The following is a 22,493-nucleotide window of genomic DNA, read 5'->3' as shown; positions in this document are numbered from 1 at the left end:
CGCGCCCTAAACCACGTTTTGGGGCCATTATCTGTACAAAAACTCCCGTTGTTATTGGCATCACACCGGCCGCTAGACGCGGATGCGGTAGCCGCGCTTCACCACGGTTTCCACGAGCTTGCCGTCCGGCAGGGACGAGCGGAGCCGGCTGACCGTCATGTCCAGCGCGTGCACGGAGCCGCGCAGTTCCAGGAGTTCGGAGAGGGATTCGCGGGACAGGACCGCCCCTTCGGCGCCCAGGAGCGCGCGGAGCAACAGCAGCGGGGCCGGGGCGATCTCCACCTGCTCGCCGTCAATGCGCAGTGAACGGCCCCGCAGTTCCACGGTTCCCGAGCGGGTTTCCAGGCGGCGCACATGGTTCAGCGCGAGGTGCTCGCACACCAGCCGGATCAGCGCGCCCATCCGGAACCGCTCCGGCACCAGGGGGGTGATGCCGGCGTCCAGCAGCGGCTGCGCGGTGACGGGACCCACGACGGCGGTCGTCACGGTGGTCTTCAGGCTCTCCACGAGCTGCTTGTACAGTCCCATCTCATGCGCCGTGCTCCACATGGCGTCCACGGCGGGGGCACTCGTGAAGGTGAGGACGTCCAGGTTGCCGCTGCAGGCAGCCTCGATGAGGCGGGGGAGCCGGTCGGCGCCGTCGGGCTTGACCCAGCGGTAGGGGGTGACGGTGAGGACGGTGGCGCCGGACATCCGGAGGCGTTCCAGCTGGCGGACGTCCGTGTAGCCGTGCAGCTGCACGGCCACGGTCTTGCCGCGCACGCCCTCGGCCAGGAGCATGTCCACGAGCGTCGCCGTGGTCTCGTCGCTGCTGATTCCGACGTCGGCCAGCCCGGCCGCGCGCACGGCGCCGCGGGCCTTGGGACCGCGGACGAACATCCGGCAGGCGCCCAGGGTTTCCAGCAGCTCGTCGCCGATCCCCGAGGCGTCCGCCGCTTCGCACCAGCGGCGCATGCCGTAGGCGGTGGTGGCGATGCAGAGGTCCGGCTTGGCCGCGATGATCGCCTTGGTGTCCTCAATGAGGCTGATGTCCTCATTCACCGGGGCGATCTTCAGGGCCGGGGCGTGCAGCACCTCTGCGCCGCGGCGTTCCAGGGCCTCGATGAGGTCGCGTGAACGGCGGTGGGAGGTCACACCGATCCGGAAACCCTCCAGCGGGGCCTCGGCGGCCGGCTCCGGCGCGCTTTCGGTGCCTGCCGCTTCAGCGGGTGCTGTTTCGGCGGGTGTTGTTTCTCTGGGAGCTAGTGCATTCATTGCGTTCATTATCACGAACCCAGCAGCGAGGCCGCCAGACGGTCCAGCTCCGCCGCGGCCTCGGCATGCCCGCGGTTGGCCTCAGCCACCCGCACCACCTCGCCGATCACCAGGACGGCGGGGTTGCTGCAGCCGGCGGCCGCCGTGGCGATGGTGCCCAGTTCCGCGATGGTGGTTTTCTGGCCCGGCCGGTAGCCGCGCTCCACCACGGCCATGGGCATGTCGTTGCGCATCCCGGCCCGGCGGAGGCCCGCCGCGAGGTGGTGGAGCGTGCCAATGCCCATCAGCACCACGATGGTGCCGCCAAGGCCGGCCAGGTGCGTCAGCTCCTTCTCCGTGAGCGGTGCATGCCCGGACACGACCGTGAACATGTGGCTGACTTCGCGGTGCGTGACGGGGATGCCGGCGGCGGCCGGCACGGAAATCGCGCTGGTGACGCCGGAGATGACGCGGACGGGAACACCGGCGGCGACGCAGGAGGCAACTTCCTCACCGCCGCGGCCAAAGACGTACGGGTCGCCGCCCTTGAGCCGGACCACGTTGTTGCCTTCCAGGGCCGAGGCGACCATGAGCTTCTCGATGTCGGCCTGGCTCACCTTGTGGTGTCCGGGGCGCTTTCCGACGTCGACGAGTTCGGCGGAGGTGAGGGACGCCAGCTCCTGGTACGGGGCCAGCCGGTCGTAGAACACGACGTCGGCATCCCGCAGCGCCTTGACCGCCGCCACGGTCAGCAGTTCGCCCGTGCCCGGGCCGCCGCCGACCAGGGTGACGTGGCCGGCCCGGCCGGCGGCCGGTTCGGCCGCCACCGGAATGCCGGCGGCGCGGCAGCGGTCCAGCAACGGCTCCCAGCCGGACTGGCCGTCGTCGACTGCCGCGACGAGGAACGGGCGCTCGGGCAGGGGGCCGTCGTGTCCTGCACCCTGCGGGGTGCTGAGGCGGTAGACGGTGGCGCCGGCGGCCTCGTAGCGGCGGACGGCCTGGCGGGCGGCGTAGTCGGAGCCGGTGACCAGGACATCGCGGCCGGTGAGATCAATGCTGAGCTGCATGCCTATACCTCGTTCTCGTGGAGCAGTTCCGGCGTGGAGGGCAGTTCCGGGGTGGAGGGCCGCACGGGGATGGAGGCCCCGATCAGCACCTTGCCTTTTTCCTCCGCCGTTGCGGGCCGCATCTGGCCGCGCTCGTCCGGGACGAAGGTGATGGAGTCGTCCTTCTGGTCGGGGGCGTTGACGAAGGAGCGGAACCGGCGCAGGCGCTCGGGGTCCTTCAGGGTGTCGGCCCACTCGTCGATGTAGGTGTCGACGTGCTTGGCCATGGCGGCCTCGAGGTCCTCGGCGATGCCCAGGGTGTCGTGCACCACCACGTCTTCGACGTGCTTGATGCCGCCGTCGAGTTCCTCCTGCCAGCGCGCGGTCCGCTGCAGGCGGTCGGCGGTGCGGATGTAGTACATGAAGTAGCGGTCGATGTACTTGATCAGGGTTTCGTCGTCGAGGTCCTTGGCCAGCAGCTGGGCGTGGGCCGGGGTGGCGCCGCCGTTGCCGCCGACATACAGGTTCCAGCCGTCGGCTGTGGCGATCACGCCGACGTCCTTGCCGCGGGCTTCGGCGCACTCGCGGGCGCAGCCGGAGACGCCCATCTTGAGCTTGTGCGGGCTGCGGAGGCCACGGTAGCGGAGCTCCAGCTGGATGGCCATGGCCACCGAGTCCTGGACGCCGAAGCGGCACCAGGTGGACCCGACGCAGGACTTCACGGTGCGCAGGCTCTTGCCGTAGGCCTGGCCTGATTCGAAGCCGGCATCCACCAGCTCCTTCCAGATTTCGGGCAGCTGCTCCAGCCGGGCACCGAACATGTCGATGCGCTGGCCGCCGGTGATCTTGGTGTACAGGTTGTACTTTTCGGCGACGGCTGCAATGACGCCCAGCTTCTTCGGCGTGATCTCGCCGCCGGCGATGCGCGGGACCACCGAGTAGGTGCCGTCCTTCTGCATGTTGGCCAGCGCGCGGTCGTTGGTGTCCTGCAGGGTGCCGCGGCCGGCGTCCAGGACGTAGTTGCTGTTCTGGCTGGCCAGGATGTTGGCGATGGTCGGCTTGCAGATGTCGCAGCCCGCGCCGGTGCCGTACTTGGCCATGATCTCCTCGAAGGAGGTCAGCTCCAGGACGCGGATGGCGTCGAACAGCTCCTGGCGGGACAGCTCGATGTGCTCGCACAGGGCCTTCGAAACCTCGACGCCGGACTTGGTCAGCTCGGTTTCCAGCAGTTTCTTGAGCATCGGAACGCAGGAACCGCACTGGGTTCCGGCGCGGGTGCAGCCCTTGAGTTCGCCGAGTTCCTGGACGGGGGCGTTGCCGTCGCAGGCGCCGCAGCCGTTGATGGCGTCGCGGATGCTTCCGGCGGTCACGTTGTTGCAGGAGCACAGGGTGGCGTCATCCGGCAGTTCGGTCTCGGGGGCGTCGCCGCCGCCTGCGGCTGTCAGGTAGGCGCCCGGTTCTGCCGGAAGCTCGCGGCCCAGGAGCGGCCGGAGGCTGGTGTAGGGGGCCGCGTCGCCGACGAAGATGCCGCCGAGCAGGGTCTTGGCGTCGTCGGTGGTGACGATCTTCTGGTAGACGCCGCGGGCGGGGTCCGCGTAGACGATTTCGAGGGCGTGCTCGGTCTTGGCGAAGGCGTCACCGAAGCTGGCCACATCCACGCCGGAAAGCTTCAGCTTGGTGGCCGTGTCGAAGCCGGGGAAGGTGGCCTCGCCGCCGTGAAGCCGGTCCGCCACAATCTCGGCCATGGTGTTGGCCGGGGCCACCAGGCCCAGGCACATGCCGCCGAAGTTGGCGACCTCGCCGATGGCCCAGACGCCGGGCACCTGGGTGGCGCAGTAGTCGTTGATCACCACACCGCCGCGGGGGCCGAGGTCGAACAGGGCCTCCTCACCTTCGGCGGCGCGGAAGAGCTCGTCGCGGGGCCTGACGCCGATGGCGACGATGACGATGTCGGCCGGGATGGTGCGGCCGTCGGCCATCAGCACACCGGTGACCTGGCCGTCGTCGTCCGCGAGGATTTCGCTCGGGAACACGCCGCCGTGGACTTGGAAGCCCTTTGCCTCGATCAGGCGGCCCAGTGCCTGCCCGGCGCCTTCGTCGAGCTGGGTGTTCATGAGCCAGGGGGCGCCGTTGATGACCACCGGGGTGGCGCCGAGCTGTTCGGTGCCGGCGGCGGACTCAAGGCCCAGGAGGCCGCCGCCGATGGTGACGGCGTTGATCTTGCGGCCGAGCTTTTCGGTGAGTTCGGCGATGGACTTGTTGATGGCCCAGACGTCTTCGAGGGTGCGGTAGACGTGCACCCGCTCAGCGCCGGGAAGCGGGAGCCTGGCGGCGTCCGAACCGGTGGCAACCACCAGTTCGTCGTATTCATAGGTGTTCCCGGCAGCGGTTTCAACGGACTTGGCCGAGGTGTCGATCTTCACCACGCGCTCGCCGGTCTGCAGGTTCAGCGACTCGTGGTCCCACATGGACGCGGCACCAAGCGTGAGGTCAACCGCGCTGTCCGTGAGGGCTTTGCTCAGCGCGACGCGGTCGTAGGGGAGGTGTGCTTCCTCGGTGAGGACCGTAACATGCCAGCCATCGAGGCCGCGGGCATGCATGGCATCTGCAAAACGGTGGGCCGCGGGGCCGCCGCCGGCGACGACGATGCGGCGCGGAGTCTCTGGGGTTGAAGTCTGTTCGGTCACTGTGGGCCTTTCGCACGGGCCGCAGACGGTGCTCTGCAGCTTGTGCATCCAGCCTAGGGAGGGGCAGTTTCGCTTCAGTTTCCCGTTTGTTTCGTGATCTTAACTTCTGCATCACGGGATTGTTTCGGGCCCTGTGAGGTGTCTTTTACGTACCTGACACATTGACTGCACCCCGTCGAAACACCTCCGCCCTAGCTTGGATATACGGCCGCAGCGGCGGCAAGTGCAGGCGTAATCACACGCCTGGCAGGACCGGCCCGCCGCCGGAAAGCACGCAACAGGGAGAGGAGCCGGACATGACGGCAACACTGGAACTTGAGGATCTCGCCACCGGGTTTGCAGGCTGGCACCGCGTTTGCGCAGTGGAGGACCTGGAACTGGCCTGGGGCGAAGCGGCACTCGTAGCCGGCCGGCAGGTGGCCCTGTTCCGCACGGCCCCCGGTGAGGTTTTCGCCGTGGCCCAGGAGGACCCGGCCACTGGCGCGTTCGTCATGGCACGCGGCATCCTCGGCTCACGCGGCACACGCCCCACGATCGCGTCACCGCTGCACAAGGAGGTCTACGACCTCGAGACGGGCGAGTGCTTCGGCAACGCTGACCTGCGCCTGGCCACGTTCAACACGCGCATCATCGACGGCGTCATCGAGGTTGAGCTCTAAGGGCTCCGCTTACAGCCCGAGGGCCTCGCGGACGTCCGTAAGCACCTGGTCCAGCGCGGCTCTGGCCGCCAGCCGGGCTTCCGGCAGTTCCGCGGCGGACCCGACGTTGCGGATGACCTCCAGGTAGCACTTGAGTTTGGGCTCCGTGCCGCTCGGCCGGATGATCACCCGGCTGAGGTCGCGGGTCACGTAGAGCAGCCCGTCGGTCGGGGGCAGCTGTTCGCTGCCTTCGGCCAGATCCACGAATGACTCGACGGCCGAGCCGCCGAACGATTCGGGCGGGTTTACGCGCAGCCGGTTCATCATGGCATCCAGCAGGCCCAGGTCCCCGACGCGGATGCTCAGCTGGTCGCTCGCGTGCAGCCCGTGCACCAGGTACAGCTCGTCGAGGGTGTCGAAGATCGTCTTGCCTGCGGCCTTGGCTGCGGCCGCCAGTTCCGCAATGAGCACGGCAGCAGACAAGCCGTCCTTGTCGCGGACCAGGTCCGGCGCAACACAGTAGCCCAGCGCCTCCTCATAGCCGTAGACGAGGCCCGGCACCCGGGCGATCCACTTGAACCCGGTCAGGGTTTCCTGATGCGCATACCCGGCTGCCGTAGCGATGCGCGAAAGCAGCCGTGACGAAACAACCGAACTGGCGAATACGCCCTCCGCTTCCGTTCCGGAGGCCGCCAGGCGCGCCACCACGTGCGCTCCCAGCAGGGCGCCCACCTCGTCACCCCGGAGCATCCGCCATGCACCCGTGTCGGGGTCCTTCGCCGCCACCGCGGCACGGTCGGCGTCCGGGTCGTTCGCCAGGACAATATCCGCGTCCGCCTGTGCCGCCGCCTGAAGCGCCAGGTCGAGGGCGCCGGGTTCCTCGGGGTTGGGAAAACTGACGGTGGGGAAGTCAGGGTCCGGCTCCGCCTGCTCGCTGACCAGTGTCACGTCGTCGAACCCGGCTGCCCGGAGCACGGAGACAGCTGTGGCTCCGCCGACGCCGTGCAGCGGCGTCAGGACGATCTTCAGGTCCCGGGCCGGGACGAGCGTCCGGTCGGCCAGCGCGGCCGTGGCCGCCTCGTAGTCACTGGTGATCGTGGCGTCCAGCGTCGTCCATCCGTCCCGGGCCAGGGGGATCGAGGCAACGTCGCCCACGTTGCCGATCTCAGTGGCGATCAGGGTGTCGTACGGTGCCACGATCTGTGCGCCCCGGCCGCTTTCCTCCACCGCGTGCCGGCCCAGGTACACCTTGTACCCGTTGTCCTGCGGAGGGTTGTGGCTGGCCGTGACCATCACCCCGCCGTCGCACTCCAGCGCCCGGACCGCATACGCCAGCACGGGCGTCGGCAGGGCGGCCGGCATCAGGAACGTCTCGATCCCCGCGGCGGTGAACACCGCGGCGGTTTCTGCCGCGAAGATGTCCGAGTTGTAGCGGGCGTCATAGCCGACGACGGCGCGCGGCCGGGTTCCCGGCGCAGCCTCCGCCACCGTCCGGACCAGGAAATTTGCGAAGCCCGCCGCTGCGCGGCGGACCACGATGCGGTTCATCCGGTTAGGGCCCGGTCCCAAGGCTGCGCGCAGGCCGGCCGTGCCGAACTGCAGCGTTCCCCGGAAGCTGTCTTCAAGGTCCTGCCGGGCGGCGGGCGTGCCTGCCTCGGTGAGCTTCACGAGTTCGGTCAGCGTTGCCGCCGTCCGGGGATCCGGGTCCTGGGCGGCCCAGGCGCGGGCATCGTTGAGCAACTGCAGATCGGCTTCGGAAGACGTCATGGAAACCAAACTATCGTCAAAGTGCGGGGGAGCGGTGCCGGACGGGGCTGCGGCCCGGTCACAACCTCACCTGTTCACCGCCGCCTGCGCCGCCGCCGGAGCGACCCGGACCAGCAGAAATTCTGGACACGGAAATTCCGGACACGTAGCGTCTGGGAGGTGAAATTGAACCAGGGGGTGGAGTGGGCCCTTCACTGCTGCGTGAACCTGGCGTGGGTGCCCGCCGGGGAACCCATCAGCAGCGGCAGGCTGGCCGAGCTCTACGGGCTGCCGCCGGCCTACCTCAACAAACAACTGCAGTGCTTGGTGCGCGCGGGCGTCCTGCAGTCGGTGTCCGGCCCCAGGGGAGGGTTCCAGCTGGCGCGCCGGCCCGACCGCATCTCGGTGCTGGACGTGGTGCTCGCCATCGAAGGCCGGGACCTGGCATTCCGCTGCGACGGCATCCTGGGGAACTGCCCCGGCGGTAGCGCGGATGAGGACTACGTCCGGAGCTGCATCATTTCGCAGTCCATGCGGCAGGCGGAGCTGGCCTGGCGGACCGAGCTCGCGCGGCAGACCGTGGCAGGGATTGCCCAGTCGCTTGAGCGGCGCTTCCCCGACGCGCGGGCCAGTTCACTCTCCCAACTCCTCGCAGACGACAAGCGAGGGGTCATTTAGCGCCCGTTCCGAAGCCTGCCAAGGGCGCCAAGACCCCGCGCTACGGTTAGAGCCGGCCGATGATTTCCGCCAGGAGCTTGGAGATGCGCGGCCCGGCTGCGTGTCCGGCTTCAAGCACTTCCTCATGGCTGAGCGGCGTGGGGCTGATGCCCGCGGCGAGGTTGGTGACCAGCGAGATGCCAAAGACCTCCATGCCGGCGTGCCGGGCGGCGATGGCCTCCAGCGCCGTCGACATGCCTACCAGGTCAGCGCCGATCCGCTTGGCGTACTGCACCTCGGCCGGCGTCTCGTAGTGCGGGCCGGGAAACTGGGCGTAGACGCCCTCTTCAAGGGAGGGGTCGACGTCGCGGGCCAGGTCCCGGATCCGCGGCGAGTACAGGTCAGTCAGGTCGACGAAGGTGGCGCCTTCCAGCGGTGAGGCCGCGGTGAGGTTGATGTGATCCTTGATGAGCACCGGGGTGCCGGGTGCCCAGTCAGCGTTGAGCCCGCCGCAGCCGTTGGTGACCACGAGGGTTTTGCAGCCGGCGGCAGCTGCGGTGCGCACACCGTGCACGACGGCCCGGACGCCCTTGCCTTCGTAGTAGTGGGTGCGGGCGCCGAGGACCAGGGCGCGTTTGCCTTCCCGCGTCAGCACTGAGCGGATCGTTCCCACGTGCCCCGCCACTGCCGGGGCGGAGAAGCCGGGGACCTCCGAGGCCGCCAGCGTCGCCGTGGTCTCGCCGATAAGGTCGGCGGCCCCGGCCCAGCCGGAGCCCAGGACCAGGGCCGTGTCGTGCGCTGCGACGCCGGTCTCAGACGCGATGAAGTCCGCGGCCGTGCGGGCCGCCTCGAAGGGGTCCGTGTTCAGGAATTCTGTTGTGCTCACCCGGTCCAAGCTACCGTGCCCGGGCCCGTGGCGGCACCAGAAACGCGCCCCGGAAGGCCGCCGGGCAGGGCCCCGAAGGTTGGTGGTCTGGCGCCGGATGCAGGAGAATGACTCACTGTGACTATGCATCCTGATTTCAGCGCCCCCCGAATCGCAATTCTCGGCGGAGGCCCGGGTGGCTACGAAGCCGCCATGGTGGCCGCCTCGCTGGGAGCCATTGTCACCATCATCGAGCGGGCCGGCCTCGGCGGCTCAGCGGTGCTGACCGACGTCGTACCATCCAAAACGCTGATCGCGACGTCGGACCTGATGACCCGCGTCAGCGGCGCCGGGGAGCTGGGAGTCAAGTTCGACGTCGACGGCGGGGACTTCGTTCCCGTCATGCGCGCCGACCTCAAGCACATCAACGACCGCCTGCTCGGCCTCGCCCGCCAGCAGTCCCGCGACATCCAGACCGGCCTCGAGCACCAGAACGTCCGGATCCTGAACGGCTCCGGGAAGCTGGTGGACAACCACACCATCGAAGTCCTGACCGCGGACGGAACCGAAACCGTCGAGGCTGACGCCATCCTGCTGACCGTCGGCGCGCACCCGCGGGAGCTGCCCACGGCGCGGCCGGACGGCGAACGGATCCTGAACTGGGCGCAGATCTACAACCTGGACGAACTGCCCGAAGAACTGATCGTGGTGGGTTCCGGCGTGACCGGCGCCGAGTTCGCCTCCGCCTACAACGGCCTGGGCTCCAAGGTCACCCTGATCTCCAGCCGCGACCGCGTGCTTCCGGGCTCCGACACCGATGCAGCCGAGGTGCTGGAGGACGTCTTCGAACGCCGCGGCGTGCGGGTGCTGTCCCGTTCGCGGGCCGAGACGGTGGACCGGACCGACGACGGCGTGGTGGTCACCCTCGGTGACGGCTCCAAGGTCACTGGCAGCCACTGCCTGGTGTGCGTGGGCTCCATTCCCAACACCGCCGGCATCGGCCTGGAGGAAGCCGGCGTGGCGCTGACCGAAAGCGGCCACATCAAGGTGGACGGCGTCTCCCGCACCACCGCCCCGAACATCTACGCTGCCGGCGACTGCACCGGCGTCCTAGCGCTCGCCTCCGTCGCCGCCATGCAGGGCCGCATCGCCATCGCGCACTTCCTGGGCGACCAGGTGACCCCCATCAAGCTGCACCAGGTGGCCTCCAACATCTTCACCTCGCCGGAAATCGCGTCGGTGGGTGTGTCCGAGGCGGAGATCGAGTCCGGCAAGTACCAGGGCGACGTCATCAAGCTCTCCCTGCAGAGCAACGCCCGTGCCAAGATGCGCAACGTCAAGGACGGCTTCGTCAAGATCTTCGCCCGCAAGGGCTCGGGCACCGTGATCGGCGGCGTGGTGGTGGGCGCCAACGCGTCTGAGCTGATCTTCGCCATCTCCATCGCGGTGAAGCAGAAACTGCACGTCGACGACGTCGCCAGCACCTTCACGGTGTACCCCTCGCTGAGCGGCTCCATCTCCGAGGCTGCCCGCCGCCTGCACGTCCACATGTAGGCAGCGCCCCGCCCTTGGTGCGGTCGCGTTGGCCTGTCGAGGCCAGGGCCGCGCTTCCTGTGAATGGCACGTTTCTCCTAGTCGCCGCCCCCGGGCCTGAGTAAAATTCAGACTGTCGATCCCCGGGATTGGCGGCACCGGGCTTCCGACAGACCGACCCACCAGCGGTCAGCTATGCGGAGATTTTCTTCCGGCCGGTCGGACCGCGGAAGCCAGGAGCATGCCATGATCACTGTCCAGAAAGCCGCAATCAACACGGCCCTCATAGCGGCCCTGGTGGGCGGCGGCGCCTACCTCGCCATGGGGTATCCCCTCATCGCCTCGTCCACCAGCAGTAGCGGCAGCCAGTCCGGCACGGAATCCTCCAAGGGAGGCCACACGGCCAACGGGATCACCGAGCAGCAGCTGACGGGCAGCACCGCCACCAGGGTGAGGAACGCAGTGCTGGCGGCCAACCCCGGCGCGATGATCCACCGAATGGAAACAGACGCCGAGGGTGCCGTGTACGAAGCGCACATAACGACGGCGGACGGCTCGCGGGTGACAGTGAAGCTGGACGGTTCCTTCAACATCACGGCCACCGAAGCCGGACGCGGGCGTAAGTAGCGGCCGCCGGATATCCGGCGGAGGCAGCGGGCGGCTCAGGAACAGGCGTACGGGGGGACGGTGTCGCCGGGCGCGGAGGGCTCGAACCAGTGCCTAATGCCGAGCCTTCCGGTGTCCGCCCCGCCGGTACCCTCCGCGTAGAGGGTCTCCGAGTCGGCCTCTTCCAGCAGGACCTCCTCGACGATGGCCCGCCACTCCTCGGGGAGGTCCAGTTCGTAGATGTCCTCGGTGATCCGGGCCTGGTCGAGCAGGCAATGGACGGCGAGCTCGCCGGCCAGGCAGCCGGGGGCGGTCCAGCCGCGGGCCAGGGACGCGGTGACGTCCGATGCCACCACAATGAACCGCTGCGTGAACTTCGCGTCATAGCTGGCAGCGAACTGCGGGGGCAGCGAGGACAGCACCGAGGTTCCGGCGATGGCCTCGGGCGTGACGGTTTCCAGCTCGTGCAGTGTGCCAAGGTCGCGGAACAGCTGGTCGATGAGGATGCCGGACGAGTTCCACAGCAGGCCCGCCAGCAGGCGGGTCTGGCGCACGGACCGCTCCCGCTCGCCGGTGGCGGCGATGGCCATTTCAGCCAGGTCCTCGGGATCGAACTGGAGCCGCTGCTCGTCGGTCATGTCATCCGGGTGCGGGTCCAGCCCCAGGAGTTCAAGGCTCAGCCCGGTGAGCTTGTCGGCGTCGGCCAGCAGTTCTTCGGTGATGTCGTCGTCTTCGTCGGCATTCATGCTCCCGATGCTACCGGCCAGCCACAGCAAGCCCGATTTGTGTGACGCGGCAGCGGCCTGCTGGCCCGGACTTGCCGAACCGGCGTTGTATTCGCCGGTGATACTTCGGCACATCTGGCCAGCAGACCGCGGGTTTTGTGGATCAGCCGGTAATGGTCAGGTGATACGTTGCATTGATAGAGAATGAGCCAAGCGGTCCGTCATATGCGCCCGTGAATTTGAGCGCATGCTCGCCGGGGGTTGCGCCTTTAATGAGAGCGTAGTAACCGTTATCCCCGCAGGGATCATAAATTCCCGCCGCAGCACCAAAAATATTATGCTTCGGAAGAGTGACCGCAAACATGGGGCTTTCCTCATACTGGATGACGTCGGGTCCAATTGCCTTACCGTCGAAAGTAACCGTCAAATTACTCGTGCTTTTCTTGACGTCTACACTCGCAAGTATTCTGCGAACGGCGCCCGGGCTGACGTTATCCGCTTGGGCTTCAATGTCCACAATATTAATAAGGGGAAAGAAGAGGTCGGAACCGGCTGGAAGCGTGCAAGTGCGCGAAATTTCGCCGCCGCCGATGGCACCCGCAAGGAACCAGGTGGTCCCCGTCTGGCCATTGGCGCAGTCCTTGCCCGTTTTGTCGACGAGGGGGTTCGTTGGAACCGGCTGGGATCCAGCCCAGATCCACCACCGGGCAGCCAAGGCACTGTAGGTCTCTTGGGTGGTGGGGGCGGCCGAGGCCGAAAGGGGCGTCGCCATGGCCAGCGCCATTGCGGCCATCAATGTGAGAAGTCTTTTGATCATGATCGTGACCCATCGTTGTACGGATCGCGGAATAATCGGATGGCGGCGCCGCCTGCGGCACGCCTGAACACATGGGCGACTTTGCCCATAGTGCTGTTTATTCCTCGAGCCGGAAAGACTGACGCACCAGCATAAGTAAATGCAGGAGACCGTACGCCGAAAGAATTCGGGACAAGCCCTGACTGCGGCATATAAAATCCGCCGATCATTCAGCCGGAGTCACCGGCGCAAGTGGAAACGATGTTATTCGCCGCATCGGTCCCATGCAAGGGCTGTGCTTCATTAATGGGCGGCTTTTTATCCGATACTTTCATCCCGTATCAGTAAATGATGAGCACAGTCTTTTATACTCCTCCGAAAAGCAGGTCAGCCGTCAGGCGGCAGCTCCCTGAAAGTGCTTCTCGATCAGTCCTTTGATGTCCTCGTGGCAGCCGCCGCAGCCGGTGCCCGCGCGGGTGGCGGTGGAAACCTCGGCCACGGTGGAGCACCCGCCTGCGGCGGCGTCGGCGATCTTGCCTCCGCTCACGCCGGCGCAGCGGCACACGGTGCTCTCAGGATCGTTGGAGGGACCTGCTGCAGCCAGCTGGTCGGGTCCGTCGAGGCGCAGGAGCAGGGACCTGTCCGCCGGCAGTTCAGCGCCGCGTTCGAAGAGCTGCACCAGCTCTCCGGCGGTGCGCGGCATGCCCACGCTGACCAGGCCCTCCAGCACGCCGCCGCGGGTGGTCATCTTCACGTAGCGCCCGTGCTCGGGGTCCGCCCACTGGGCCACCTGCAGCCGCGGCCTGCCGTTGACGGCGCCGGCTGCCAGGACTTCCTCATCCCACGGTTCCGCGGAGTTGTCACCGGCCACGGCCATGTTCATGCCGCGGGCCTTCAGCACAATCACGCCCGGCTTCTCCTGGGGGAGCGGGGGCAGTGCTTCAGCGTCCTCCACGGCACCCTCGGACAGCAGCAGGAGGTATTCGGCGAGCCATTCGGCCTGGCGCCAGCCGGGCCCCACCAGCCCTGAGGGTCCCCGCGCCGTGCGGCACTCGATGCAGGCGGGATCCGGGCAGCGGACCTCGGCGCAGTCACCGATGGCGAAGATGTGCGGCTCGTGGTGGGCACGCAGCCGGTGGTCCACCAGGATGCCCGTGCCGGTGGAAAGTCCGCAGCCTTCGGCGAGTTCGATGCGCGGGCGGACGCCGCAGGAGAGGACCAGCAGGTCGCCGTCGATCGCCGACCCGTCGTCGAGCAGCAGCGCCGAGAACCCGCCGTCGGGGCCGTTGTGTTCAATGCCGGTGGAACGGGCGTTTCCGGCCATCCGGACGCCGCAGCTGCGCAGGCTGGCAGCCAGGACGGCGCCGCCGCCGCGGTCGATGTTCCGGCCCAGCGGGTGGGGGCCGTTGTGCACCACGGTGACCGTGGCGCCTTCCTCTGCGGCCGCGAGGGCCGTCTCCAGCCCCAGCACGCCGCCGCCCAGCACCACCACGCGCTTGCGGCTTTCCACCGCCGTCCGCAGCACCCCGGCGTCGCGGAGGTCGCGGAGCGCGGTGACGCCCGGCGGGAGGACGGGGGCCGCGGGGTCCGGGTTCAGCCCGGTGAGGTTGGGGACCACCGGCCGGGATCCGGTGGCGAAGACCAGCCGGTCGTAGTGCGCGGTGGTGCCGTCGGAGAGGAGGACGGACTGCCGGGCGCGGTCCACGCGCCTGACCGCCACGCCCAGCCGGACGTCCACGCCGTCGGCCACCAGTGCTGCGGCGTCGGCGAGGGCCAGCGCCTCGGGCGTGGTGCGGCCAACGCCGAGGTCGGCCACCAGCACGCGGTTGTAGGCGGCCTCGGTTTCCTGCCCGATGACCGTCAGCCCCACCTGCCCGGCACGCAGTGCCGGCAGCAGCTCATCCACCAGCCGCGCGGCCACCGGACCGAATCCGACAATTACAATCTGCTCGCTCATGAGGCCTCCGCTGTCTGAAGAACGCTGCTGGCCGGGGTGGCGGCTGCCAGCCGGACCCATACTTTGTTGAACTTGAATTCGGGCATCCCGGAGATGGGGTCCGTGGCGGCTTCCGTCAGCCGGTTCGCGCTTTCCAGTTCGGGGAAGTGGAACGGCAGGAAAACGGTCTCCTGGCGGATGGCGGTGCTGAGCTCGGCACGGCAGACCTCCTCACCGCGCTCATTCGCCACCGAGACCTCCGCACCCTCCGTGATCCCCATGGCGGCGGCGGCCGCCGGATGGATCTGCACCCGGGCTTCGGGCTGCGACGCCAGGAGTTCGGCCACCCGCCGCGTCTGCGCGCCTGACTGGTAGTGCTCCAGCAGCCTGCCGGTGATCAGGGTCATGGGCTTGGCGGCCGGGTCTGGATTGGCAGTGGGAGTACGACGGCGGCGCGGCGCCACCGGTGTCATGACGGCCTTGCCGTCCGGGTGGGCAAAGGCGTCCAGGAACATGCGTGGGGTTCCGGTGCTGCCTGCGGGGTAGGGCCAGTACGCGGCTGCGCCGCTGTCCAGCAGGGCGTAGTCGATGCCCGAGTAGTCAGCCGCGCCTCCCGCTGATGCCTGGCGCAGCTCCTCGAAGACCGTCTCGGGGTCGTCGCTGTAGGTGGACGGCGCCTCGAGGGCCTCGGCGAGCCGGGCCATGATCCACAGCTCGCTGCGGGCGCCGGCGGGCGGCTGGATCGCCTGCCGGCGGCGGAGCACGCGGCCTTCCAGATTGGTCAGGGTGCCTTCCTCTTCGGCCCACTGCAGCACCGGCAGGACGAGGTCAGCCTCGGCTGCGGTCTCGGACATGAAGAAGTCGCAGACCACCAGGAAATCCAGGCTGCGGAGCCCGCGGATGACGGCGTTGGCATCCGGGGACGCGACGGCGATGTTGGAGGCGTGCACCAAAAGGCACCGGACGCCGTCGGGCTGTCCCAGGGACTTGAGCAGCTGCACGGCTGGCAGGCCGGGACCCGGAATGAGGGACTCATCCACGCCCCACACCGAGGCCATATGTGCCCGTGCGGCGGGATCGGTGATCTTGCGGTAACCGGGCAGCTGGTCGGCCTTCTGGCCGTGCTCGCGGCCGCCCTGGCCGTTGCCCTGCCCCGTGAGCGTGCCGTAGCCGCTGCGGGCGCTGCCCGGCAGGCCCAGCAGGAGGCTGAGGTTGATGGCCGCCGTGGCGGTGTCCGTGCCGTCCACGTGCTGCTCCACGCCGCGTCCGGTCAGGATGTAAGTGCCGCCGCGGCGCGCGCCGGCGGCCAGCCGGCGGGCTGTCTCACGGATGAGGTCGGCGGGTACGCCGGTGATGGACTGCACCCGTTCCGGCCAGTAGGCGTTGACGGACCGGACCACGGCGTCGAAGCCGGTGGTGCGCGCCTCGATGTATTCGGCGTCGAGGAGGCCTTCGTGGATCACTACGTGGGAGAGGCCCAGCAGGAGCGTGAGGTCGGTGCCGGGGAGGGGCTGGAGGTGGATGCCGCCGCCGTCGGAGGTGAATCCCGCTGTGGCGGAACGCCGCGGGTCCACCACGATGAGGCCGCCGGCGTCGCGGACGCCCTGCAGGTGCTGGACGAAGGGCGGCATGGTCTCGGCGACGTTGGATCCGAGCATCAGGATGGTGCTGGCCGTATCCAGCGCCTCCAGCGGAAAGGGCAGCCCGCGGTCCAGGCCGAAGGCCCGCATGCCCGCGGCCGCCGCGGACGACATGCAGAACCGGCCGTTGTAGTCGATTCGCGAGGTTCCCAGTGCGAGGCGGGCGAATTTGCCGAGCTGGTACGCCTTTTCGTTGGTGAGGCCGCCGCCGCCGAACACGCCGACGGAGTCCGCGCCGTACCTGGCCCGGGCATCCTTCACGGCGGCGGTGACGCGTCCCAGGGCCTCATCCCAGGAGATGGGGCGGAAGACGCCGTCGGGCCCTTTGAGCATGGGCTCGGTGACGCGTCCGGGGTGCTGCAGGAGCGAGGCCGAGGTCCACCCCTTGCGGCAGAGGCCGCCGCGGTTGGTGGGGAAGTCGCGGCCGTTCACCTCGAGGGCGGGCCCCTCGAGAGCAGGCACCGCAAGGGCAGGCACGGGGCCTGACCCCGGCTGTGCAGCCGGGGCCAGGCCCGTGGCGGCCTGGGCCGCCGGGGACTTGAGCGTCATGGCGCACTGCAGGGCGCAGTAGGGGCAGTGCGTGTCGGCGCTTTTGGTCATGTTAGACGTGTCCCATCGCGTTTCGGTTGGCGTTGCGGATGTAGCAGAACCAGCAGACGGCGAGCATCAGGGCGTACGCTCCGACGAAGCCGTAGAAGGCCGGGGTGTAGGAGCCGCTGGCGGTGTTGGAGGCGTTGAGCACCTGCGGGATGACGAACCCGCCGTAGGCGCCGATGGCTGAGATTAGGCCGAGTGCCGAGGAGGCCAGGCGCTGGGTCTGCACCGAGCTGGCTCCGGAGCGGGCTGCCCGGCTGGAGGTCGCGAAGATCACCGGGATCATGCGGTAGGTGGCGCCGTTTCCGAAGCCGCTGGCCGTGAACAGCATCAGGAACAGGACCAGGAAGAGCCAGAAGTTCTTCAGCGGCAGGGTCCAGATCATGGTCAGGGTGATGACGGCCATCGAGGCGAAGGCTGCCACCGTCATGCGCGCTCCTCCCATGCGGTCGGCCATGCGGCCGCCGTAGGGGCGGGCCAGGGAACCGACCAGCGGGCCGAGGAAGGCCAGGGAGAGGGCCACTGCGCCGACGGAGATGGAGGAGAATTCGGGGAAGTAGTCCTTGATGAGCTTCGGGAACACGCCGGCGAAGCCGATGAAGGAGCCGAATGTGCCGATGTACAGCAGTGCCATGACCCACAGGTGGGGTTCCTTGATTGCTGCAACAGAACCGGCCACGTCGCCCTTGGCGCTCGTGAGGTTGTTCATGTACTTGTAGGCGCCGAAGGCTGCCAGGAGGATCAGCGGAACCCACATGAGCCCTGCCATTGGCAGGTTGACGGTGCCCGCGGCCAGCAGTGTGATGGCGATCGGCACGGCAAGCTGTGCCACCGCGGCGCCGAGGTTGCCGCCGGCGGCGTTCAGGCCCAGGGCCCAGCCCTTTTCACGGGCGGGGTAGAAGAAGGTGATGTTGGCCATCGAGCTGGCGAAGTTGCCGCCGCCGAAGCCTGCAAGGGCGGCCACCAGGAGCATGACGCCGAACGGTGTTTCCGGGTTGGAAACGCACACGGCCAGTCCCACCGAGGGGATCAGCAGGAGCAGGGCGGAGACGATGGTCCAGTTCCGGCCACCGAAGCGCGGAACCATGAACGTGTACGGGATCCGGAGCGTGGCGCCGACCAGGCTCGGCATGGAGATAAGCCAGAAGATTTCGGAGGTGCTGAACGTGAAGCCCGCAGCGGGGAGCTGGACGACGACGATCGACCACAGCTGCCAGACGACGAAGCCAAGGAATTCGGCGAAGATGGACCAGTTGAGGTTGCGGCGTGCGATGGAGCGGCCCTGGGATTCCCACTGGTGCTTGTTCTCGGCGTCCCAGTTGGCGATCCAGCGACCGGGGCGCACTTCGAGGGCAAGGGTATCGGGTGCATCGGCAGTGGTGGCGGCGGCAAGATCGAGGGAATTATGGGTTCCGGCGTCTGCGGTGCGGTCAGCAGTCACGGTATACCTCCTTGGGGGATGTTGTCCTTCCAAGGTAGGGACGGCGCGTTTCGCAGATGGTCGCCCTTTGTTAACGTGCTGTGACATTTGCCTATCAGCGGCCCGGGGGCAGAGTTAGGCTTGTCGAACGACCTCATGCTGAGACAACTCAGGAAGTCCGAATGCTGGACCGCTTGTCCGCTGGATGGATGGCGGGAACTAAGATTGAACTCTGTTTTATCCCTATGGTTGGAGGGGCTTCCGTGCGAGGTCCGTCCAGTACTCATGAAAGCGTCCCCACATGTCATCGCCTGCAACGTCAACGGAACATGGCTCCGTCAAACCGGTGAACTCCAAGGGCAAAGTGATCTTTGCCAGCCTCATCGGCACGACGATCGAGTTCTACGACTTCTACATCTACGCAACCGCGTCGGTACTGGTCTTCCCGCGGCTCTTCTTCCCGCAAGCCACCGAGATCAACGCCCTCCTGAGCTCCTTCGCCATCTTCGGCGTCGCGTTCATCGCCCGGCCCATCGGCTCGGTCCTCTTCGGACACTTCGGCGACAAGTTCGGCCGCAAGGGCACCCTCGTTGCTTCGCTCCTGACCATGGGCCTGGCCACCTTCTTCATCGGCCTGCTGCCCACCGCCTCCGTGGCCGGCTGGGCGGTCCTGGCGCCGCTGCTGCTGGTGCTGCTGCGCTTCGCCCAGGGCCTGGCGCTGGGCGGTGAATGGTCCGGTGCCGCACTGCTGGCCACCGAGAACGCCCCCGAGGGCAAGCGCGCCATCTACGGCACCTTCCCGCAGCTCGGCGCCCCCATTGGCTTCATCCTGGCCAACCTGCTCTTCATCTGGTTCAACGCCGTGCTCACCCCCGAGGACTTCCTGGCCTGGGGCTGGCGGGTGCCGTTCCTGCTCAGCGCCGTGCTGGTGATCGTTGGCCTGTACGTCCGCCTCAAGCTCGTGGAAAGCGCCTCCTTCCAGAAGGTCCTGAAAGAGGACAAGGTGGCAAAGGTTCCCTTCGCCGCCACCATCAAGAGCCACTGGCGCCCGGTGCTGGCCGGTACCTTCATCATGCTGGCCACGTACGTGCTGTTCTACATCATGACCTCCTTCACCCTGACTTACGGCACCAAGCCGGCCTCCGTTGAGGCTGCGCAGGCTGCTGCCGAGAAGGCCGGCAAGCCGATGTCCGCCGCCGAGGTGGCCAACTTCGTTCCCGGCCTGGGTGTTCCGCGCGGTGACTTCCTCTGGATGCTGATCCTCGGCGTCGTCTTCTTCGGCATCTTCACCCTCGTGTCCGGCCCGTTGGCCGAGAAGTGGGGCCGCCGCAAGTTCCTTATGGGCGTCACCGCAGGCATCTTCGTCTTCGGCGCGCTGTGGTTCACCATGTTCGGCCCCGGCCCCGGCGCAGCGATCGTGGGCCTCATCGTCGGCTTCACCCTGATGGGACTCACCTTCGGCCCGATGGCTGCCATCCTGCCCGAGCTGTTCCCGTCCAATGTGCGGTACACCGGCTCGGCCGTCGCATACAACCTCTCCAGCGTCATCGGCGCTGCTCCGGCGTCGTTCATCGCCATTGCCCTGTGGCAGGCGGCCGGCGGCAGCACGTGGCTGGTCGGCGTCTACATGGCCGCGGCCGCGGTGCTGACCTTCATCGCGCTGTGGATCACGCGCGAAACCAAGGACACGGACTACGAGAACAACGTGGCCTGATTCCCAGCTCCTGCGCTTAAACGGAAAATGCCCGGTGTGGTTTCACACCGGGCATTTCCATGCAGTCTTTGGGAGTCTTAGTCTTCGATCGTCGCGATCACGGCGCCGGCAGAGACGGTCTGGCCCGCCGCGGCGGACAGCCCGGTGATGGTGCCGGCGCGGTGCGCCGTCAGCGGCTGTTCCATCTTCATCGCCTCAAGCACGACGACGAGATCACCTTCGGCGACGACGTCGCCGTCGGCCACGGCCACCTTGACGATGGTTCCCTGCATGGGGGAGGCCAGGGCGTTGCCGCCCGCGGCGGCGGTGGCGCCGCCGGTGCGGCTGCGCTTCTTGGACTTGGCGGGCTTCGCGCCGGCTGCTGCGTTGCCGCTGAAGCCGAGGCTCGCGGGTAGTGCAACCTCAAGGCGCTTGCCGCCCACTTCCACCACCACGGTGCGCCGTTCGCCGGCTTCCTCGCTCTCCGGAGCGGCGCCGTTGGGCGTCCACGCCGGAAGGTCGTTGACGAACTCGGTTTCGATCCAGCGCGTGTGGACGCTGAACGGTCCCTCGGCCGGCGCGAACGCAGGGTGGCTGACCACGGCCAGGTCGAAGGGGATAACGGTGGGAATGCCTTCCACCACCATCTCCTCGAGGGCGCGGCGTGCACGCTGCAGGGCCTGGGGGCGGTCGGCTCCGGTCACGATCAGCTTCGAGAGCATGGAGTCGAAGTTGCCGCTGATGACGTCGCCCTCTTCGACGCCGGAGTCAATGCGGATGCCGGGGCCGGTGGGGTTCTTCAAAGTGCTGATAGTGCCCGGTGCGGGCATGAAGTTGCGGCCCGGATCTTCGCCGGTGATGCGGAACTCGAAGGAGTGGCCGCGGACCTCGGGGTCGCCGTAGCCCAGCTCTTCGCCGCGGGCGAGGCGGAACTGTTCGCGCACCAGGTCGATGCCCGTCACTTCCTCCGAGACGCAGTGCTCCACCTGCAGCCGGGTGTTCACCTCGAGGAAGGAGATGGTGCCGTCCTGGCCGACCAGGAACTCGCAGGTTCCGGCGCCCAGGTAGCCGGCCTCCTTCAGGATGGCCTTGGACGACTCGTAGAGGCGGCGGTTCTGTTCCTCCGTCAGGAAGGGGGCGGGGGCCTCCTCCACGAGCTTCTGGTTGCGGCGCTGGAGCGAGCAGTCGCGGGTGGAGACGACGACGACGTTGCCGTGCGCGTCGGCGAGGCACTGGGTTTCGACGTGGCGCGGGGCGTCCAGGAACCGCTCGATGAAGCACTCGCCACGGCCGAAGGCGGCAGTGGCCTCGCGGACGGCGGAATCGAAGAGCTCGGGGATTTCCTCGCGGGTGCGGGCCACCTTGATGCCGCGGCCGCCGCCGCCGAAGGCGGCCTTGATGGCCACGGGCAGGCCGAACTTGTCCGCGAATTCCAGGATCTCCTCGGCGGACTCCACGGGGTCGGCGGTGCCGGGCACCTGCGGGGCGCCCACCTTCTCGGCGATGTGGCGGGCCTGGACCTTGTCGCCCAGGGCGGAGATGGCCTCGGGAGACGGTCCGATCCAGGTGATGCCGGCGTCGATGACCTTCGCGGCGAACTGGGCGTTCTCGGCCAGGAAACCGTAGCCGGGGTGGATGGCGTCGGCACCGGACTGGCGGGCCGCGTCGATCAGCTTGTCCATCACGAGGTAGGACTCTGCTGCCGTGGTGCCGCCCAGGGCGTAGGCTTCGTCGGCGAGCCGGACGTGGAGGGCGTCCCGGTCCGGATCGGCGTAAACGGCGACGGAGGCGATGCCCTCGTCCCGCGCTGCACGGATGATGCGGACGGCGATTTCACCGCGGTTCGCAATCAGAACCTTGGTGATTTTCGAATGCACTGGACCTGCGGACTGCTCCGGCTTTACTGACAAGGCGTCTCCTTCTTTCCTTCAGGGAGCCTAGCCTGATTTTGAGGATTCCGCCGATATTACTGGCGGAATCCGCGTGTAGGAGGCCCGGCCTTTGTAGGGAAGCTACAACTCCCCGGGATTTGCCGAGTCCGGCAGGTCCTGCCAGAACTCGGTGATGCTCACGTTCGCCTGGGCCAGCAGGGAGCGGAGCGTGGATACGGACAGGCCGACGACGGCGTGCGGGTCGCCGTCGACTTTCCGGATGAAAGCGCCGCCCAAACCGTCAATGGTGAAGGAGCCGGCGCAGTGGAGCGGTTCGCCGGTGGCAATGTAGGCGTCGATCTCGGCGAGCTCCATCTCCATGAAGTGCACCTCCGCGGAGGCGACGCTGCCCAGTGTGGCGCCTGAGCCGCCGTCGTCATCCGTGTCACGGCAGTCCACCAGCCAGTGGCCGGTGTGCAGGACCCCGCTGCTGCCGCTCATCCTCAGCATCCGCTGCCGGGCCACATCCACGGTGTACGGCTTGCCGTGGGACTCGCCGTCGAACTCGAACACGGAATCGCAGCCGAGCACCAGGGCACCCTCGGCTTCCGGGAGCGACGCGACAGCCTCGGCTTTGGCGCGGGCCAGGAGCAGGGCGGTGTCGTGCGGATCGGTGACGCCGTAGCGTTCCTGGACGGCGTCCTCGTCGACATCGGACACGAGCACCTGGTGCTCGATGCCGGCCTCAGTCAGAAGTTTGGTGCGGGCGGGGGACTGGGAAGCAAGAATGAGGCGGGTCACGGCTCC

17 protein-coding genes are annotated in these 22,493 nt (G+C 67.9%); 5 read left to right on the top strand and 12 right to left on the bottom strand.

Annotation, left to right across the window (positions count from 1 at the left end):
- Nucleotides 1-72: 72 nt before the first annotated feature.
- From BWQ92_RS03600 to nirB, 3 genes are read right to left on the bottom strand one after another with little or no spacing between them, the layout of a single operon-like run.
- Nucleotides 73-1,254, bottom strand: a complete 1,182-nt coding sequence (locus tag BWQ92_RS03600) for a uroporphyrinogen-III synthase (RefSeq protein WP_076798331.1) — start codon at nt 1,252-1,254, stop codon at nt 73-75.
- A gap of 11 nt (nt 1,255-1,265) precedes the next feature.
- Nucleotides 1,266-2,300, bottom strand: coding sequence for a uroporphyrinogen-III C-methyltransferase (cobA, locus tag BWQ92_RS03595; RefSeq protein WP_076798330.1), 1,035 nt, complete (start codon nt 2,298-2,300; stop codon nt 1,266-1,268).
- 2 nt (nt 2,301-2,302) lie between these two features.
- Complete coding sequence (nirB, locus tag BWQ92_RS03590) at nt 2,303-4,966, bottom strand: nitrite reductase large subunit NirB (RefSeq protein ID WP_076803484.1); 2,664 nt, start codon at nt 4,964-4,966, stop codon at nt 2,303-2,305.
- Nucleotides 4,967-5,262: 296 nt separating this feature from the next.
- Here nirB and nirD point away from each other — a divergent pair, with 296 nt between their 5' ends.
- Nucleotides 5,263-5,625 (top strand): nitrite reductase small subunit NirD, encoded by a 363-nt coding sequence (gene nirD / locus BWQ92_RS03585; RefSeq protein ID WP_076798329.1) that lies wholly within the window; start codon nt 5,263-5,265, stop codon nt 5,623-5,625.
- Between the two features lie 9 nt (nt 5,626-5,634).
- Here the strand turns inward: nirD and BWQ92_RS03580 are convergent, their stop codons facing one another.
- Nucleotides 5,635-7,371 carry a phospho-sugar mutase gene (locus tag BWQ92_RS03580; protein WP_076803483.1) on the bottom strand — a complete coding sequence of 579 codons (1,737 nt, stop codon included), beginning with the start codon at nt 7,369-7,371 and terminating at the stop codon, nt 5,635-5,637.
- A 159-nt stretch (nt 7,372-7,530) separates the two neighbouring features.
- Between BWQ92_RS03580 and BWQ92_RS03575 the strand changes: the two genes are divergently transcribed.
- Nucleotides 7,531-8,028, top strand: coding sequence for an RrF2 family transcriptional regulator (locus BWQ92_RS03575; RefSeq protein ID WP_076798328.1), 498 nt, complete (start codon nt 7,531-7,533; stop codon nt 8,026-8,028).
- Between the two features lie 46 nt (nt 8,029-8,074).
- Here the strand turns inward: BWQ92_RS03575 and BWQ92_RS03570 are convergent, their stop codons facing one another.
- The gene (locus BWQ92_RS03570; RefSeq protein WP_076798327.1) at nt 8,075-8,893 is read right to left on the bottom strand and encodes a purine-nucleoside phosphorylase; all 819 of its coding nucleotides are present in this window, start codon (nt 8,891-8,893) and stop codon (nt 8,075-8,077) included.
- A gap of 117 nt (nt 8,894-9,010) precedes the next feature.
- Here BWQ92_RS03570 and BWQ92_RS03565 point away from each other — a divergent pair, with 117 nt between their 5' ends.
- Nucleotides 9,011-10,426, top strand: a complete 1,416-nt coding sequence (locus BWQ92_RS03565) for an NAD(P)H-quinone dehydrogenase (RefSeq protein ID WP_076798326.1) — start codon at nt 9,011-9,013, stop codon at nt 10,424-10,426.
- A gap of 225 nt (nt 10,427-10,651) precedes the next feature.
- Nucleotides 10,652-11,032, top strand: coding sequence for a hypothetical protein (locus BWQ92_RS03560; RefSeq protein ID WP_076798325.1), 381 nt, complete (start codon nt 10,652-10,654; stop codon nt 11,030-11,032).
- 35 nt (nt 11,033-11,067) lie between these two features.
- On the opposite strand, the gene BWQ92_RS03555 is transcribed toward BWQ92_RS03560, so the two are convergent.
- From BWQ92_RS03555 to BWQ92_RS03535, 5 genes are all read right to left on the bottom strand, one after another.
- Nucleotides 11,068-11,757, bottom strand: a complete 690-nt coding sequence (locus BWQ92_RS03555) for a hypothetical protein (protein WP_076803482.1) — start codon at nt 11,755-11,757, stop codon at nt 11,068-11,070.
- Between the two features lie 142 nt (nt 11,758-11,899).
- Nucleotides 11,900-12,553 carry a hypothetical protein gene (locus tag BWQ92_RS03550; protein WP_157365090.1) on the bottom strand — a complete coding sequence of 218 codons (654 nt, stop codon included), beginning with the start codon at nt 12,551-12,553 and terminating at the stop codon, nt 11,900-11,902.
- A 373-nt stretch (nt 12,554-12,926) separates the two neighbouring features.
- Nucleotides 12,927-14,489: an FAD-dependent oxidoreductase gene (locus BWQ92_RS03545; RefSeq protein ID WP_076798323.1), complete on the bottom strand. Its 1,563-nt coding sequence runs from the start codon at nt 14,487-14,489 to the stop codon at nt 12,927-12,929.
- A complete protein-coding gene (locus BWQ92_RS03540; protein WP_076798322.1) occupies nt 14,486-16,708 on the bottom strand; it encodes a molybdopterin oxidoreductase family protein in 2,223 nt (740 codons plus the stop codon). Before BWQ92_RS03540 ends, BWQ92_RS03545 begins: the two co-directional genes overlap by 4 nt.
- Nucleotide 16,709: 1 nt before the next feature.
- On the bottom strand, nt 16,710-18,143 hold the full coding sequence (locus tag BWQ92_RS03535) for an MFS transporter (RefSeq protein WP_076798321.1): 1,434 nt from the start codon (nt 18,141-18,143) through the stop codon (nt 16,710-16,712).
- A gap of 280 nt (nt 18,144-18,423) precedes the next feature.
- Between BWQ92_RS03535 and BWQ92_RS03530 the strand changes: the two genes are divergently transcribed.
- Nucleotides 18,424-19,836, top strand: a complete 1,413-nt coding sequence (locus BWQ92_RS03530; protein WP_076798320.1) for an MFS transporter — start codon at nt 18,424-18,426, stop codon at nt 19,834-19,836.
- Between the two features lie 77 nt (nt 19,837-19,913).
- Here the strand turns inward: BWQ92_RS03530 and BWQ92_RS03525 are convergent, their stop codons facing one another.
- Nucleotides 19,914-21,725 (bottom strand): acetyl/propionyl/methylcrotonyl-CoA carboxylase subunit alpha, encoded by a 1,812-nt coding sequence (locus BWQ92_RS03525; RefSeq protein WP_076798319.1) that lies wholly within the window; start codon nt 21,723-21,725, stop codon nt 19,914-19,916.
- Between the two features lie 102 nt (nt 21,726-21,827).
- Nucleotides 21,828-22,487, bottom strand: a complete 660-nt coding sequence (locus BWQ92_RS03520; RefSeq protein WP_076798318.1) for a Maf family protein — start codon at nt 22,485-22,487, stop codon at nt 21,828-21,830.
- Nucleotides 22,488-22,493 lie beyond the last annotated feature (6 nt).

This window comes from Arthrobacter sp. QXT-31 (genome assembly GCF_001969265.1).
Lineage (GTDB): Bacteria > Actinomycetota > Actinomycetes > Actinomycetales > Micrococcaceae > Arthrobacter.
The sequence above is the reverse complement of the archived record's forward strand: the minus strand, read 5'-3'. Positions and strand labels throughout refer to the sequence as shown.

Coding starts and splice junctions, on each gene's coding strand:
- BWQ92_RS03540 (WP_076798322.1), bottom strand. CDS start 16,708: ATGACCAAAAGCGCCGACACGCACTGCCCCTACTGCGCCCTGCAGTGC.
- BWQ92_RS03580 (WP_076803483.1), bottom strand. CDS start 7,371: ATGACGTCTTCCGAAGCCGATCTGCAGTTGCTCAACGATGCCCGCGCC.
- BWQ92_RS03560 (WP_076798325.1), top strand. CDS start 10,652: ATGATCACTGTCCAGAAAGCCGCAATCAACACGGCCCTCATAGCGGCC.
- BWQ92_RS03530 (WP_076798320.1), top strand. CDS start 18,424: ATGTCATCGCCTGCAACGTCAACGGAACATGGCTCCGTCAAACCGGTG.
- BWQ92_RS03550 (WP_157365090.1), bottom strand. CDS start 12,553: ATGATCAAAAGACTTCTCACATTGATGGCCGCAATGGCGCTGGCCATG.
- BWQ92_RS03600 (WP_076798331.1), bottom strand. CDS start 1,254: ATGAATGCACTAGCTCCCAGAGAAACAACACCCGCCGAAACAGCACCC.
- BWQ92_RS03545 (WP_076798323.1), bottom strand. CDS start 14,489: ATGAGCGAGCAGATTGTAATTGTCGGATTCGGTCCGGTGGCCGCGCGG.
- cobA (WP_076798330.1), bottom strand. CDS start 2,300: ATGCAGCTCAGCATTGATCTCACCGGCCGCGATGTCCTGGTCACCGGC.
- nirD (WP_076798329.1), top strand. CDS start 5,263: ATGACGGCAACACTGGAACTTGAGGATCTCGCCACCGGGTTTGCAGGC.
- BWQ92_RS03555 (WP_076803482.1), bottom strand. CDS start 11,757: ATGAATGCCGACGAAGACGACGACATCACCGAAGAACTGCTGGCCGAC.